This window comes from Streptomyces sp. NA04227 (assembly GCF_013364195.1).
Taxonomy (GTDB): Bacteria; Actinomycetota; Actinomycetes; order Streptomycetales; family Streptomycetaceae; genus Streptomyces.
Genome location: NZ_CP054918.1, coordinates 3358049 through 3374394, shown reverse-complemented (window position 1 = coordinate 3374394; position 16346 = coordinate 3358049). Strand labels below are relative to the sequence as shown.

General features: G+C 62.6%; 9 protein-coding genes. 3 read left to right on the top strand and 6 right to left on the bottom strand.

Going from position 1 to position 16346, the window contains the following annotated elements:
• Positions 1–978: 978 nt before the first annotated feature.
• The 5 genes from HUT18_RS14395 to HUT18_RS14375 form a co-directional block, all read right to left on the bottom strand.
• Positions 979–1491, bottom strand: coding sequence for a hypothetical protein (locus HUT18_RS14395; RefSeq protein WP_176101062.1), 513 nt, complete (start codon positions 1489–1491; stop codon positions 979–981).
• Positions 1492–1497: 6 nt separating this feature from the next.
• Positions 1498–5448 carry an SGNH/GDSL hydrolase family protein gene (locus HUT18_RS14390; protein ID WP_176101061.1) on the bottom strand — a complete coding sequence of 1317 codons (3951 nt, stop codon included), beginning with the start codon at positions 5446–5448 and terminating at the stop codon, positions 1498–1500.
• A gap of 202 nt (positions 5449–5650) precedes the next feature.
• Positions 5651–6541 (bottom strand): hypothetical protein, encoded by an 891-nt coding sequence (locus HUT18_RS14385; protein WP_176101060.1) that lies wholly within the window; start codon positions 6539–6541, stop codon positions 5651–5653.
• Positions 6542–6567: 26 nt separating this feature from the next.
• The gene (locus tag HUT18_RS14380) at positions 6568–7131 is read right to left on the bottom strand and encodes a hypothetical protein (RefSeq protein ID WP_254878596.1); all 564 of its coding nucleotides are present in this window, start codon (positions 7129–7131) and stop codon (positions 6568–6570) included.
• A gap of 785 nt (positions 7132–7916) precedes the next feature.
• Positions 7917–10496 (bottom strand): DUF262 domain-containing protein, encoded by a 2580-nt coding sequence (locus HUT18_RS14375; RefSeq protein ID WP_176101059.1) that lies wholly within the window; start codon positions 10494–10496, stop codon positions 7917–7919.
• Positions 10497–11048: 552 nt separating this feature from the next.
• Between HUT18_RS14375 and HUT18_RS14370 the strand changes: the two genes are divergently transcribed.
• Positions 11049–11621, top strand: a complete 573-nt coding sequence (locus HUT18_RS14370) for a hypothetical protein (RefSeq protein WP_176101058.1) — start codon at positions 11049–11051, stop codon at positions 11619–11621.
• Between the two features lie 2081 nt (positions 11622–13702).
• Positions 13703–14518, top strand: a complete 816-nt coding sequence (locus HUT18_RS14365) for a DUF4231 domain-containing protein (RefSeq protein ID WP_217710488.1) — start codon at positions 13703–13705, stop codon at positions 14516–14518.
• A gap of 86 nt (positions 14519–14604) precedes the next feature.
• On the opposite strand, the gene HUT18_RS14360 is transcribed toward HUT18_RS14365, so the two are convergent.
• A complete protein-coding gene (locus tag HUT18_RS14360) occupies positions 14605–15165 on the bottom strand; it encodes a hypothetical protein (RefSeq protein ID WP_176101056.1) in 561 nt (186 codons plus the stop codon).
• Between the two features lie 231 nt (positions 15166–15396).
• On the opposite strand from HUT18_RS14360, the gene HUT18_RS14355 reads away from it, so the two are divergent.
• Positions 15397–16320, top strand: coding sequence for an FkbM family methyltransferase (locus tag HUT18_RS14355; protein WP_176104525.1), 924 nt, complete (start codon positions 15397–15399; stop codon positions 16318–16320).
• Positions 16321–16346 lie beyond the last annotated feature (26 nt).

Below are 16346 nucleotides of genomic sequence, written 5' to 3'. Positions count from 1 at the left end.
CTCCGCGACCCGGAACCGGAACCGGAAGCGGGGGCCGCAGGAGTTCCCAAATCCTGGATCCACTTTCACCGAATGACAAGAGTTGTTCGGTAACTATTATTTTCGAGCATCTTTACGCATCACTCGGGTCTCGCCCGGAGGGTGGACAGGTGCCGCCCCCTCCTTGGGACGGGACTGGCGCATGGCCCTAGCAGGGGTTACGGTGCCGGGGCAGCGCTGTCGGCTCGCCTCCGGGTGCGTGCGCGGTCGTGCGTTGGTGTATCTTTCGGCGTCGCCCGAAGTAACGGGCGGCGAGGAAGACTTGCGTGGCCGGGTGCTCGTCGGGAGTTAGCGAGAAGCCCGCCGGGGTCGGTGGGCTTCTCCTGGGCGTGTACTCCGGGCCGCCGTGCGGTGAACGCGAAGTGCCGCGTCTGCAGGGGGTGTTCGAGGTGTGCGTCTACCGTCCGCCCGGGTGATGAAGATCGTCGGGGGCGTCGGCGGATTGCCGGATCTCCTCCCGCTTTCTCCCAGGCAACTCCAGAAACCACTCAGGGGTCTGACCCGCAATGCGGATCAGGCCCCTGAACTGGTACTTCACTGTCGGGGTGGCGGGATTTGAACCCAGGACCTCTTCGTCCCGAATGAGAGTTGGGCGTGATCGTTAACAGGCCGGATCGGCAACGACGCGACGACATCCACGAAGCCTTCCTCGGCCTCGCCACATGCCTGATCACCCACCGCCACGTCCAACGCCTTTGTTAAGACCTCTAAAGGCACAGGAAACGCGGCGGAGTTCCTGGTACTGGTTTTGTTCACGATCTGAAGGTGAACGAAGCCAGATCCTGGAGCGCAGCTCATGTGCAGTCAGCCGTACGCTTTCGGAGCTGAGTTCCGAACGTGGTTGTCGGCACGGCAGATCCAGCGCCGATGATCCGCGCCGATCAGGGGCCATCAGCACCACCCAACCCGGCGCCCGCGGCAAGCCCTGCCGGGCCTCCTTCATTGAGATTGTGCGCCGTGCCGTTGTCCCGTTGCGGTGAGCTCCGAGCAGGACTCGTCGGCGCCGTGCGCCTCGATCCGGACCTGCGACGGCTCTGTCGCGCCTGGAGGGAAATCGAAGGTGAAACAGCGGTGTGCCATGGTTTCCGTCTGACCGAACAGAGTGAGCGGACGCTCGTACACACGAGAGAACTGAGCCACGATCCGGGTTCCGTTGTCTGTGAAACTCATGGTGTGAAGCGCGCCGTTGCCTCGCATGTTGCCGGTTGCCGACGTGAGGGCTTCCAGCACTTGCTCTCGGGAGGGGCGGCCGTCGGCGGCGGCCTTGGCAAGGAGGCTGTCTGCGAAGCGCCGTGCGTCGGCCCGCGTGCTGTCGAAGGCATCCCGTTCTCTGGCGGAGGCGCGGGAGTTCGCTACGACGAACGAGACCATGAGTGCCGCGGTGAGGGCGAGAAGGACCGCGCCCAGGATCTTCGCCCAAGGCGCGGCCCTACCTCGTTGTTCAGTCGTCATGCCTGCCTAGAGTTTGCCGACCGCGCGGCTGAAGGCCGCCGCATAGGCGGAGGTGCCTACGCCGTTCGGATGATAGCTCTCGCGACTGACGCACCAGGAACCGCCGAACTCGCAGCGGAAGTCCCCGTCGCCTTCCGGGGCTGTCACGATCTTGTTGATTCCTTCGTTGTCGTCACAGGCCCGCTTGCCCTCGAAGTCGGAGTCGGGGGATTCGAAACTGACCGGCAGGCCCTGCTGCTTGAGTGAGTCCACGAGTTGCTGTTGCTTATTCTCCATGTACTCGCCCATCGTGTTCAGCCAGCTCACGTCCTCATTTCCGCCGACACCACTTAGGCAGAACCCTGCGTTTTCGTTGAACAGTCTGGGATAGCCGAGCAGGACGATTTTTGCGTTTACGGCCTCGGCATGGATCTGACGCAGTACTTGTTCGATCCCTGGGAGGGCGCTGTCAATGCCCTGCTTGACGTCGTCATCCGAGGGGCATCCGAGGGTCGCGCACCCCTCCATCACCTTCGGGAATCCCGCGTCGTTTCCCCCGATAGTGAGGGCAACGAGATTGGTGTCGGCGTTGAGGACCCCGGAGTCGATCTGGAACGTCTCGTGGAAGTTTCCGTCGAATCCCCACTTCTCGTTCCCGTCGCCGTCAATCGGGGTGCCCGAGAGAACCTGCCATGTTTTGGCGCCCGAGCAGGAGACGTTCTGGAATTCGACTGAGGTTGAGAAAATGTCGGCTAGCGTTCCAAGTGTGGCGCTTTGGCCGGGAAGGGCAGTCTTACGGGCCCATGAGTTGATGCTGCGTCGACAGGCGTTCCAACGGGACGTGCCGTAGTCGCCGTCGGACTCCTTGGAGTAGTTGCCCGCCCCCTCGCCTGAGGTGTAGGAGTCTCCGAGTATTGCGATGTGTTGAGGTTTTCCAGGGAGTGGCTGGAAGGCGACGGCATCGAAGGCCACATCGTCGTCACCGGTTCCATCGCGCGTCTGAGTGCTGAGGCGGACGCGGGGAGTTCCGCTCATCTTGTACGAACCCAGGGATACCCAACCGTTGGCGAGGCGCTTTTGGTTGAGGTGGCGGTATTCGGTGAAGCTACCGGTTCCGGTGTCAATCTCGTATTTGGCCTGCTGTGAATGTGCCCCATGATCTGGCAAGTGCACGAGGACGCGCATCCAGTCGCTTCGTGACTGGTCGAGTTTCCACGTGCCGGTCATGTTCAGGCGACTGCCCTTGGCGTCGTCGGTGCGACTGTGGCCGAAGTAGAAGTGACCTCCGAAGCCGGCGCCGAGTTGGTGCAGGTCGACCTTGGCCGGCCATACGGTGGCCGCAGTGCCGTCATGGGCCTTGCCTCCTTCTCCGGCCCCGAAGTCGAAGGTGAAGGAGCCTTGGTTCGTCCAGTCACTGTTTGCGCAGTTCGGCCTGACAGACGGAGATCCCTCCGGCAAGTCGTCTACGATCAGCGACCCGGAAGGGAGGCCGTTGTGCGTGCAGTTCGGAGCATAGGCAGTGCCGTCCGCCTGCTCGGCATCGTAATCCGGGGAGGTGAAGCGAAAGAATTCGTTGCCGCATTCGTAGCTGCAGTTGCTCTTCCATTGCACTGATTGGTTGAACCAGCATTTGAAGTCTGTGCGCGTGCAGGGGCCTTGACCGGGTTCGTTTTGAGCGTCGTCGCCGATTTTCGATGGTTCGCACCAGTTGTAGGGGCCGCAGAACAGGTCCTCCGGCGGCTTCACACGGGCACGGTTGTACTTGGCGGAGCCTTTGATCGTGGCGTCCTCGCTGGTGCCGTTCCACCAGGCTGCACGGAAAGCTGGCACGAGTGTGCCCGGGGATTCGAGGAACGACGGGGGGTGTGCGGCGAACCCTAGAACCTTCTCCGGATATGGCCAGTTCTGCGGGCGGGCGGCGTCGGCGGCATCCTCGTTTCCGAGGCGATCCTCCATGAACGGGGTGCGGCCAGCGTCCCATTCAGGGTTGGCCGGGTTGTTCGCCCAGCCCACGCCCCAGGGTTCGTTACCGTTGACGTTCTCGTAGAAGCCGGAGTTGTATGCCCACAAGGCGAAGAACCAGTTCTCCAGCTTGGTCGGGTCACCGTCGTGTACGGCCAAGCCCGCTTTGCGAGTCTGGTTCCACTTCGACACGAGGATCTGCAGCCCGGCGGCGACATTGGCAGCGTAGTCGAGGGCGACGGCGCGCTGCTTCTGGTAGTCCCAGGCGGTGCCGCCCTTGCCGTGCTCACGCCCTGCCATACGCATGTGGTCGGTTACCTGGGTGATGCCGTAACCACAGTCGGCGTCGGACCAGTCAATGTCCCAGTCGTTGCTGCTGTCCCCGTCGTAGTAGTCGATTCCGTAGTAGTTCCCGATCAACGGGTTTCCTGTCACGCCCGGCACGGCAGAGCGGGCCGCCTGCCACATGTTCGACTCCTGCGCAGTGATGCCGAGCATCACCTGGGCCGGCACCCTGCCGCCGCCCTCCAGTGCGGGGTTGGGGAAGAGGGTCTGCGGTGAGTAGGCGGGCATCCCGAGGTTCTTCCAATTTGCTGGCCTCGAGGCGCCGATGTTCAGCTTTCCGGTGATCGCTTTGTCGACGGCCCACTCCACTTGCCGCGGCTTGGGCTGCATAGCCTGGTTACGCGGGTCGTTGCGTGGAACGGAGCACGTGCGCTCGGACTCGACGATTTCCGTACGGCTTCCGCTGGTGTCATACGCACGCGCCAGGTGGATACCGTTTCGCTCGCTTCCCCCGGTATTGCTGGTGCCCTGGGTCCTCTTCAGAAGGGGGGAGGGGGCCCGGGAGGTCTCCCACCGCGGGGCCATGGTCTGGAGCGGGGTCACGGTGAAGTCCGTGTGCTTTCCGGTCCGGCGGATCGTGAGAGAGATGTTGACCGAGCGGGCGTCCGTAGCTTGTTCCGGATGCAGGTACTTCGGGGAGCCCTTGCCATCCGCCCATACAGTGTTCTGAATGACCGTCGTGCCTGCGGAAGAGAGGGTCGCGTTACTGCTCGTCCCTTTGAGGCGCCTGACGGTCTGAGGGAGGCGCTTCGCGGCCTTGACGGCACCGGTTAGGTAGACGTCTCCCCCTCGCCGCGTGAGGCCGGTATCGCTGAGAGGGCCCGTCCCCAGCTCGGACAATTTTCCGTTTGCCCATCGGCGGACGGTCGCCGTCTCCGCCTGCTGGAGGCGGTTGCGCTGCACGCGTTCGAGGAACACGTAACCGCCGTCGCTGTCCTTGCTGATGCGATATGGCACTGTTTTGGTCGTTGTGAGGGTTTTCTTGTGTCCGGCGGTGTCGATTTCCACCAGTGTGCGGCCCGACGCGGCAGCGACCTTTCCTCCGTCGGCTGGGGAAGCGGAGGTGATCTGGCCGTGCGCGACAATCGGCCTGCTCAACTTGCCCGTTACTGCGTTGACTCGGATGAGGCGGGTCTGTTTTTTGTTCTCTCCTGGGGACTGGGTGAGGATGGCCTCATCGCCCGTGCCGCAGCCGGGGTTGTAGTAGGAGAGCGAGGCGTTGACCGGGAGTTTCTGTACGCGTCCGCTGGCCAGGTCGACGACTGCGGTGAACCCTCCTCGGGCCATCAGTACCGGGTCGTTGGTGAAGGTCCGCGGGGCATAGACGACGACGGCTCGTTTTCCAGACCCGGTTAGGCACACGTTGCCGATCCACTGGTCTGCGTCGAATCCGGGTTCGGCGAGGGAAGCCAGGGTCTTCCATGCGTAGCCGCTCTTCTCCGTCGCGGCCAGCAGATGGAAACCTTGTGCGTCACCCGTGGTGGTCCAGGCGATGTCTTGCGAGTTGCGGTACTCCGGGCCCAGCATTTCGGCACGGTCGCCCGGGGGCAACGAGGCGGGTGAGGTTCTCGTCGGCGGCGGGGCCGGGTCCGCCTTCGAGGTGGTGTTATCGGCCCAGGCGTTGGCGTGCAGGAAGCTAGCTAATATCCCGCCGGTCAGCGTGACGGCCAAAGAGGCCCGGAGTCGTCTGTGGGGTCTCAACACTCGTCCTTTCCATCGGGTGCTCCGCCATGCGGGACTGCACACCTTTGCGCCAGGCGCGGAACTCTTGGTCCGGCGGCGTCCTGTACATGGAGGGGAGGACTGCATACGTGCGAGGCCGCCGCACCACACGGACGAACCGTGGGTTGCGGCGGCCACACATGGCCAGGCGTCAGGCAGCCTTGGCCTTAGCTACGGCCGCGCGTACGGCCTCGGCTGCCTCGTTGAACTCGGGGAGGCGCTTGGCGATCTTTTCCCGCTGGCTTTTGCTTTCCGCGTCGAACCACGTCTTGGCTACGCTGTGTTTGTCACGACAGGCGATGTCCGCCTTCGCGGTAGCGATCTCCAGGGGGGTCACCTGGGCGGGATCACTGAACCGCGGGTCATCGCTGGCGTCCATCGGCTTCTTGTAGGCATAGCCTTTGTCTTTCATGCAGTTCGACCATGCCGCGAACACATCGATGACCAACGGGGAAGTCTGCGAGTCGACGAAGGCATCACTGCTCACCTCCTGGACCGCGGCCGCCGGCTGAGCGGACGGCACACCCTGGTCCGCCTCGGAAGCGCAAGATTTCACAGCCTCGGCAGGCGCCCCGGACTCGTCGACGGCCCCCTCTTCCATCGCTTGGTCGTACGCCTCCTGCTCATCCACTGCCGGGTGGTACCCACGCGTTGACGCAAGTTCTGCGTCGTGAATGCCGTAGCGCCAGTCGGTCAGGGTCTTCCCGCCAATCTCGGGCAGCTCGGGCGCGGGCTGCCATTGAGCGTAGCCAGCCTTCTCCATGCACTGGTCGATCAGTTCGTCGCGCGCTACTGCGACCAATCGGCTTTCCTGGCTGGTGGCCACATATGCCTCGATCGGCAAACGCCACGTGCTGGGATCGTTCGGGTCGCCCACGGACGCTTCTGCTACTTGCTCCGCTGGGGCGGGGGCGTTCGCGGGGGCGGCCGCACGGCGGGCGGAGTCACCGCCGTCGTCACCAGCGAGGTGGATCACTGTGAATGCGCCGCCGGCAAGGGCAACTGCAGCCACCGGAGCCAGGGCTTTCATCGACCGCTTCATCTTGTTTCCCCTCCGCACCCTCGTCATCAGCTGGTCCACCTGAACGAGGCGTTCTCGTTGTAGACGTTCACGAACCGGTCGATGTGCTGGTACGGGGCCATGACGTCCTGAGCGCCCTTGTAGCCGCTGTTGTAGTAGACACGAGCCCAGTACTTGTAGTGCTCGTTTTCTCCGGAGGCTGCGTTGTTCTTGACGTGCTGCCCCGATCCGGGCCAATAGCCGCTAGCACCTGGGATGATGCAGAACTTGATCGGATGGCTACTGGGGTCGCTACCACCGGGATAAACATGGTCGAAGTCGTACACCGAGTAGCCGATGTTCCGGTACGACCCGCCTTGGCCGGAGTTGTAGTAGAGATGAAACTTGAACTGGGAGACCGAAGGGTACTCGCAGGTTTCCATGCTGTAGAGGTTCGCGTCGTCGTATGACGATGCCTGTGCTGCCGGTGTCATGCCTAACCCGAGCAGCAAAAGCGTTCCTGCTATGAGTGCAGTCGATCTTCGCACGACTCTCCATTCCTTCCCGATCACACAAGGACCGAGCCCCCCCAGGGCTCCGGCATACAAGAAGAGGCGCAGCCTGCCTGCCACGCGCCATTCGTGCGTCGCGCAGGCGGTATCCCTCCAGCGACCGACCCTAAGCGGGCATCTTGACGCGATCACGCAATCGATGACGCCATGTCTCATTGTCGCCGCACCGACACTGCACGTCACCAATCGAGGGGAAGTGTGCCTGAGCTGTGTGTTCCCGCTCAAATTCTGGTGGATCTCGTGCACATCTGTTCATCAAGGTTGACTGATACACACTCAAGACAATCCATCGCACTGAGTCCGGGTTCCCACCGTTCCTTGGGGTGCGTACCGGTGGGTTCGGTCTGAGTCTTCGCTCGAGCCGTAACGGGCCCCTGCCCCGGACGCGAGATGTTGCTGCGGCGGGCGTGATGTTCCCCCGCCGTCCTCAATGTGAGGGGGGCCCGGGGGCGTCTCGCTCCGCGGGCGAGGCACATAGAGACCTTCCGGACGGAAGGCCCGACGGTCCTTCTCTACAGGTTTCGGCTGCGAAGGGGCCGAGGCGAACTTCGCTGTATGCCGCGTGCGGCTACGGCTTCCAGGTCCGCAGGTACTCGGCGATGGTCCGTACCGTGCAGCGCGGATCCCGCAATTCGATGGCCAGTGACCGCAGTTGGTGCACGGATCACACAACCGAGCCAGAACCCGTTCTTGTGAACAGAGCCACTGGTACTGAACCCGAGCCGGGGACTCCGCCGTGCCTGCCTGACGTCACAGATCGAACCGAGTCGCCTGTACGTTCACCAAGGTCCGCAGTTCAACCAGGCCCAACAGCTCGTCGCGCAAATGCAGTTGGGCGCGCCAGTTCAGTTCCTCCGCTCCCAGCAGTCCCGGAACCAAGTCAGGGTCGCGAACAGGCTCTCCCTGTTGAGGTCTTCCTCCAGAACGGAGAGGCGGAAGCTGGGCCGCAGCTCCAGCTTGCCTTCCGAGATCGAGACGTCCTCCATTTCGTTCACCCGGTCCAGCAATTCGACGCGCAAGGCCCGGTCTGTGAACGGCTCACGGTTCGCCATGTGGGCGAACACGATCTCCCCTGTTCCGCCGCGCCCGCTTCCGGGGTAGAGCGTCAGCGGCCAGATGCCCTGGCCCGGGGCACCAGCCTGGCCCAGCATGAGGAACGCGCTCGTGGTGACCTCGCCGGCTCCGTACCCGATCCATCCCCCGAGGCTCTTCCAGTGTGTGAGCAGCTCGTGGACGGCGGAGACGGTCGCTGGGGCGTCGTCCGCCGTGAGTTGGCGCAGGAACCGTGCGGCTCGGGTCTCGTCTCCCTGCCCCGCCGGACCAGTCGGCGCAGCCGCCTCTGCGGGCTGCCCCTCGGCACTCTCAAGGAGCAGGGCGAGATCATCAACGGTGAGGCGCTGTGCCGGGTCCGCCGCACCCGCGATCGTGAAGTGGATGCCGTCGGCGCTCAGCCGAGCACGCACGTCCCCGCCGTCCTGCCCGGTCCATCGGAAACCTTCAGCGATCTTGCCGTCGGCATTCAGCACTCGATAGGCGTTGACCACGCCTTCGCTGTTGGCGAGGTGAGCGCCCACGGCTTGGGCGCCTGAGCCGATGAACGCAGCCAGATCTCCGTAGGACGTCCAGGTGCCGTGCGGAAGCGCGGCGAGTACCTGATGGGCGAGGCGCCAGTCCCGGCTGCGCTCAGCGCGTCCGACACCGCTCAGAGGGGCTGGCCACATACGGATCGCCCGGTCGGCGAGATCGTCGGCCCGCGCCAGGATCTCCTTGGCGCCCCAGCGGTCGGTGGCGGCGATGCGCCGGTTCATCTCCAGGTGGCTGCCGTTAAGCAGCCCCTGCTTGCGCTCGAAGGGGTGGTTCGACAGCTCCGAGTTCACGCCGGTCAGCGTCAGATTGCCGAGTGTGTGCTGCAGCCGGGAATGCAGCTCTTCCGCCGTCTCGCCCTGTGTGGCGTCGTCGTTCAGCATGCGCATCCACTCGTCGCCGGGCGACTGCGGCATCACATGCTCGATCGTCAGCTGCGCCGATGCGAAGTCGACCGGTTCGGGATGGTCGTAACTCTCCTCCATCCGCTGGAGCACCAGCCTTCGCTGGTTCGGCCGCCCGTACTGGTAGAAGGGCGCGGTACGGATCTTCTGGCGCAGTTCCTCGTCATCCGGCCAGAACCGGTTCTCGGCAGAGAGGAGTTGGTGCAGTCCGGTGGCCACGCCCACATCCCGCGGGAGCTGCGCTGGCACGGACTGGAAGATCCTGTTGAGGTTGTTCGTCGGCACACGGCAGATCGTCCGTCGCACCAGAAAACTCTCGATGTACGACAGGGCCTCGGCGGCTTCGTCGTCGTCGACTTCTCCCCGCTCCCGCCAGTCGAGTATCAACATCAGCGCTGGATAGGTCACGACGGCCTGCCAGTCGTGCAACCGCTTCAGATACCCGCGGATCAGAGGATGCGCCTCCTCTTCGGGGCGGATCACCTTCCGGAAGTGGACGCTGCGGCGGTGCAACTCCATGATGTACGCCTCGATGTCCGCCTCTGTCTGCGTCCCATCTGAAGCCCCGCCTTCGAAGCGCTGCTGTTGAGCGGTGTACAGGTCCTGGCGGCGGACCCGGTCGTCTCCGTCAAGGACCAGCTGCAGCCACATCAGTTGTTCGAGCTCGTCGTTGCTCAGGCTGTTCTGCAGCGGTAGCCAGTGGGTCTCGTACACCTGCTCGCCGCGGGCCCGCAGGCGCATGAACAAGTAGTTGCGCAGCAGGTCGGCCTGACTGAGCTTCAGCCCGGTGTTGTTGAGCGACTCGAAGATGCGGTGCACGTTGTCGCGGCGCTCCGCCGTCACGGTGACCAGCGTGAGTCTGGACGTGATTGCCTGCTCGATTCGCAGCACATCCTTGGGCGCTGAAGTGCCGTCCGTCTCCATGAGCTCCAGCAGCTTGCGCTGGAAGAAGCTATAGGCCGCAGCGACCCTGTCTCCCGAAGTCTGCTCCCGCCGCCCACCATGAACGTGCGCGGCATACTGTGGCCGGTCTGCCTGGGTGGGCAGCAGGCGGAGGCGATCGCCGCCCTTCTTGCGCTTGTTGATGAGGTATTCCTCGTCGATGCGCTCTGCCTCGTCCGGCTCTGCTTTGGCCACGTGGTCGCGGATAGCGGTGAGCGCGAGGGAGAGAGTGGTCAGCCGCTGCTGACCGTCGACGACGAGCCAGCGCGGGAACGTCGCCTCGTTCTGCGGCGAGGGGGCAAGCACGACAGAACCGAGAAAGTGCGTGCTCACCGTTGAATCCGCACCCACCAGTTCTGCCTGGTCCAGGATGTCGCCCCATAACTGTGCCAGCTGCTTCTCCGTCCAGGAGTACGTCCGCTGGTAGAGCGGCACCTGGAACTGCTGGGCTCGTCCCTGCACCAGGTCGGCGAAGTGCGATTCCTCGGCCCGCATGTCGGTTTTCGTCCTCCATCGTCTCGGCCCGTTCGAGCTCTGGGAAACGACGATATGGCTCAGCGCTGAAAAGCACGTCGCGTTTGCCGATCACGCTCACTCGCTCCATGCCGCGTCCTGGGGTGCCTCTGCGGTAGCGCTGGCGACAGGTCGTTCGCGAACGTGCAGGTGCGGGTCACCGCAACCGAGACATGTTGGTTCTGCTTGACGACCACCTGCTGGGAGACCCCGACCAAGATCTTCTCCCAGATTTCTCCCAAACGATCACCGGAGACGCAGGAAGGGCCTGACCCGCTATGCGGATCAGGCCCTTTACCTGGTGTTTCTCTGTCGGGGTGGCGGGATTTGAACCCACGACCTCTTCGTCCCGAACTAGGTGCGGGGACGGCTGTCACCTGGGTGGTTACGCTCCCCGCAGGTCAGGCTGTTGGTCTGCGTTGGTCTGACGCGGCGTCGTTCGGCGGGGCTTTCATGATCCACTCCCCGCTCACTCCCCGATGTCGTGGCCCTAAACGCCTGATGCTTACCGCTTAGATCGGCAAGACTCCAACTATGGACGCAGGACTCGCAGCCGTACTCGGTGCCACTGTCGGTGCCGTTGGCACCGGTGGGGCGGCCGCCATCAGCGCCCTCATGGGCCGATCGCAAACTCGTCTTCAGGTACAAGCAGAGCATGACCGGATTCTTCGTGATGCGCGACGCATCGCCTATGCGAAGCTGGCGGAGGCTCTCAGCAGGTCAATGAAGGCAATGCAGCAGTGTGAATTCAGTATCCGCACATATAAGGTTACTCCAGAAACGCGTCGACAAGAATTAAGGGACGAGGTAGACGCTGAGTCTGCGGAAGCAGAAATGCTCTATCAGGCACTGCCGCCTCATATGGCATTGGTCAGCATTGAGGGGCCTGTCGAGATATCCCTAGCGGCCGCGGAAGCACACAAATCTCTTTCGCAATACCGACTGGCCGTCGTCCGTTTCCGGCACGTCCTCCTCGATGGAGAATCTTTCGATAGCCTTATGGTCGAATCTGAGCGGCGTCGAGAAATAGCAATTCGCAAGCAAAGTGATTTTGTGTTCGCGGCGTCCCGGATACTTTCTGGGGCATGGGTTCGTTCGGTGAGCTGAACTGGATCTGGATGGGTGCCCTTGCTTGTCAGGCGGCCGATGGCTCTACGTGGCATTGAATAGGAATGAATTCTAGGCGGCCCATCCTGCGCCGAGTCGCCTTTAGAGGTGCAACCTTCTGATCCGTAGTTCTACAGAGATCGGTCATTGGAGGTCATATGCGCCACCGGGAGGTCGTGAGGGCAGGTGCCAGTCGCTGGCCGTTGCTGGAGTTTCTGTGCCTCGGCGCTGTATAGCCGATGCCGTCCCCTGCTGCTGGCCCGGTTATGGCTTCTGAGTAGATCTCGTCTGTATTTCGGCCGACGACAGTCAGCCACGACGGCGGGCGTGTCGAACGATCAGGCGCACGTGTGCTGTACCGATGCTGGCCTCAGCCATGCTGGCTGGGCGTCGAACAGCGAAACCCGCGACGGATGGTGATGGCGCCGAAGCCTTAGCTCGCTTACAGTGCTCACCCGTCACCCAGGCGTGCAGTCGGAGCAACCTTCTCACACGGGGGCCGCGCCTTCAGGCGACAGCCATGGCCGATCGTTTTGAGCGTCGTTGCCGCTTGGACTTCTTACACTCCTTGCATTGTGTCGATCCGTGAAGCTTACAACGCCTCCCCTCACGAATCGCTTTACCTATGCCCTTAATTTTCAAAGGCGGAGTTCTCCGTGTTTTTTTTGCCGCTGTGCGCGCCTCGGATTTCCCTCGCCGGGTTCCGGTTGACCTTTCCCTTCTTTTTTGCGACTCGCGGTCGGTCATGATTCGTTCCCTCTTCCCGTCCCAAAACGCCAGGCCCAGAGATGCAATATAAATTGCATCGCACCTCCGGCTGCGACTATGTAACTCGCAATCCAGCGAGGTAGGTTTTCGCTTGATTCCCCTCTGGGGACAAGTACAAGCCCTATTCCAACTGCCAGTAGGACAATCCCGATGTGGTAAGTCCACTCGGCCGAGTGTTCCCATTTTCGCCCCCTTTTGGCTTCCGCCTTCTGGTCCTGATGGAGGCGCTCACTGTCTTCCTGCGTCCACGGAAGCGGCCGCCATTCCGTTATCTCAGCGTGCGAGTACATCAGAGCGCGCGCATTGAATCCGCACTGCACGCAGGTAACAAGGGACATTGCGGCGAGAGTTAGAAGAAATAGAGACCAGCCTGGGTATCGGATCTCCTTGGGGGCCTGAGCGATGACACCGACGATCGCCGCCGAAAAACCTGCCAGAAGCGCAGCGGCCCCGCTGAACATCGACTGGCGGGCAGGCGTTAGTCCGAAGGGCGCAGGCTCATGCCAGCGCATCGGCGGTTGAGGTCTCGACTCGGGACTAGAAGACGAACACCTCCGCCGACAGGTGTGTAGGCGCATAGTATGCCTCCCCTATCCGAGGCCTCATGTCCATGATTGAGCGTGTGCTCTCCGCCTGCAACTGACCGAGCCGGCGGAGCGAGTTCGGCCGGTGTCCTTGCCCGGTTTGGGGTCGGGAGTGGCCAGGGGGCCGAACGCTGGCCAACCTCAGCTGTGCTGAAGGGCCGCGCTGCAGCGGCCCTTCTTGCGTTGCTGAGGAAGTATGCGCTGGCGCTGCAAGGCGGTCGGCTCACTCCCCGGGTGGATCACTTCCATGATCCACTCCTCGCTGCCCAGAGGCTGCCAGCTTAGGCAAAAGGCCCGACCTGCTGTTTCTCTGTCGGGGTGGCGGGATTTGAACCCACGGCCTCTTCGTGCCGAAGCAATTCAGGTAGGGGCTCCACCTTGCTGCTACATGCTCGTCACTTGCTGAGATGGTCCGTGGGTGTCCGCGCTTGTTCGCCGCTGCAGATCGGCGTTGTCACGCAGTTAGGCACGCAGGACCTCGGGCGAAGCATCAGCTCGCCTCGCGCCTACGGACTCCGGGTCGCAGAGCAGCGGTACGTATCGCGTTGGGTTCACCTCTTGGCGAGACCGTGCGCTCTGTCGCGGACCCTGGGCAGCCCTTCCCTGCCCCGCGAGAGCCAACCTGAAGAAACCCACCGCGTCGAGACTGATGACTGCATATCATCACTGACGTGTTCACGGCAGGCATAGGAAGGATACTCAATGACTATCGGGGTTCCCTCTAATGAGGTGAGCACCACCGACGCCTTAATTCAATATCGTCGAGACATTGCTGATCTTAAGCAGCGAATAAAGAACCGTCGATTGCAGGTAATCGGCCTTTATGGGACTCCAATCCTCCTGGTTTCCTCGGTTTCTGTGGGAGTCATTGGGAAGGTCTATTTCTGGCTGCACAGCGACGTGCCCTCTGCAATCACTAATATCTTCGGTGGATTTCTGGCGTTTTGCGTACTCGCCACCGTAGTGCAATTCTTTGCCGAATTCAGCGTAGACACGCCATGGGAAGATGCTAAGACGTCGCTTAAGAGTCTGAGGCTCGATCTTGAGTTAGCCGAAGAGCGTCGTATCCTCGAAGCCCGGAGGCTGACTCCTCCTGCCATCGAGAGGCAATCCTCATACAGGGAGCGCTTGCCTGGAGAGATTGCCCGACTTCGGGTTGAGTCCGCTCACTACCGTCGCCTGCATCTCTTCATGCAGTGGTTGCTCTTTGTTGGCTCCGCGGCTGTGTCCGGTGTCACGGCGTGGTACGATCCGCCCCAGCCTGCAAAGGGTATTCTGATCGTTCTGGGATCTATCGTCACTGTGGTAACAGCCGCTTCTGGCTACTTTAAGCCCCGCGAGAGGGCTTTTAACCTCCAACAGACGGCAGATAGCATGGAGCAGCACATTACGGCTCTTGAGTTGGGTATCGCTCCGTACAACTATGTCGATGACGAAGCGAATATGGAGTCATTCGCTACCACCGTTGAAAGGCTGCGGGCGGAACAGCGCATGCGAGAACAGCAGCTAGACCAGCCTCAGCAGGGTCAGAGAGAGGTTATTTAGCGGTCTGATGTTGATAATCTGTTTCGAGCGGCGCGAGCCCAGGCCGTGCGCGGGCCTTGAACACGTAGAGATGCTCTATTAATAACTCAGTCTGCCCCGGCAGCCGTGGCGTCATCGTCTGGTGATCGTGCTGGTGGAAGGAGCAGGTCCCTCTCGGGGTGGTTCTCGCCCTTCACTTTTCCCTGAATTCCCAGGTCCTCGCGGGCAGCTTCGTGGAAGTCGTTGATACACCGGAACACGGCGCGGTTGCGCTCGCGCCATTCATCCAGCGTGCCCTGGGTTTCGCCGGTGGCCTGCCAGTCGATCTCGGCAAGAGCGGCATTGAGGTCATGCCCGGCCTCGATGGCGTCGTCACCGCCGAGCAGCATCACGCGTTCGAAGGCTCGGCCCCAGGCCAGGCTGGCGTCGGCGAGTTCGTGGCGGAGGTCCCCTTCGTGCCGTTCCAGGGTCTGCAGACCCTCGCGCTGTTCGTAGAGGCGCTTGGCTGCTGCGATCTTCGTCTTCGTGGCTTCCACGTAGTCGCCGTAGGTCTCGACCTTCTTGTCATCCCACCGAGTGAGAAGCTGGTAGCGGTTCCTGCTTCGCTCCATGAGGAAGTTGGTCACGTGCGTGGTCAACGCGCCGAGCAACACCGCGGCGACGGTCACCAACTGCTCGCTGGTCCCCAACGCCCTCGCCCCTAACGCCCACTCATAAAGATGACTGGATGATCTTACGAGTGTTCGTCGTTGGTGGGGCATGGGAGGCTGAAACAGGGGGTGTCACGGTTGCTGCCGGGTAGTTCGACCTGGTCAGAGGGTAGGTGTGACTCTGTGACGGCTGTGACACCCAAGTGTTTCAGCCAGGCTTTGCGTGCACGGCGAAGAAGGGCGATCGAGATGAGTGGCCAAGTGCCGGACGTCGTCGTGACGCTCCTGCGCGGCTACGTGCGGCGTACCCCCGGAGCCGTTCTCAAGGGCGACCTGGTGCGGTCGTTCCTGAACGAGCGTCTGCGGGATGAGCCTCGGCAGCGAGTCGTGGACGCCGTGCTCGACGCCCGATTCGCCGTGGACACAAGGGACTTGATCCAGCGGTACCTGTACTTGTTCGGGGTGTGGGAGCCGCACATGACTGCCTGGCTGCGGCGGCGTCTGCGGCCTGGCGACGGGTTCGTCGACGTCGGGGCAAACATCGGGTACTACAGCGTCCTGGCATCGCGCCTGGTGGGCGAGAGCGGCCGGGTAGTCGCCGTCGAGGCATCGGCTGACTTTCACCGCAGGCTGCTTCAGAACGTCCGGCTGAACGACTGCCGCAACCTTCGGGCGGTGAACGCAGCGGTGTCCGACCGCGAGGAGACCCTGAAGTTCACCCTCGCCAGCTCGGCGAACATGGGCGCCAACAGCATTGTTCCGTACGACGGTGCGGCTGAGTCTGTCTTTGAGGTCGACGCGCACCCCTTGCCGTCTCTGCTGGAGAGCTCTGAGATCGCTGCCGCGCGCGTAATCAAGATCGATGTGGAGGGGGCCGAAGGTGCGGTGGTGCGTGGGCTGCTGCCGCTGCTGCCGGACCTGCGTGACGACGTAGAGATCACCGTGGAGGTAACTCCCGAGCGCATGGCCCAACTCGGCGACTCTGCAGACGAGTTGCTGGATGCCATGACATCCCATGGATTCCATGTGTACCGACTGGTGAACGAATACGCCGCGGAGAGCTACCCAAGAGCCCTAAGCGGGCCTCCGGCCGTACCCACGCGGTGGCGGGGGCCGATCGAGGCTGAGAGCGATCTGATCTTCTCCAGAGTCGACGCCGAGCAACTTCCGTAGGGCCAAGCCGGGCGCTGTAGGTACCC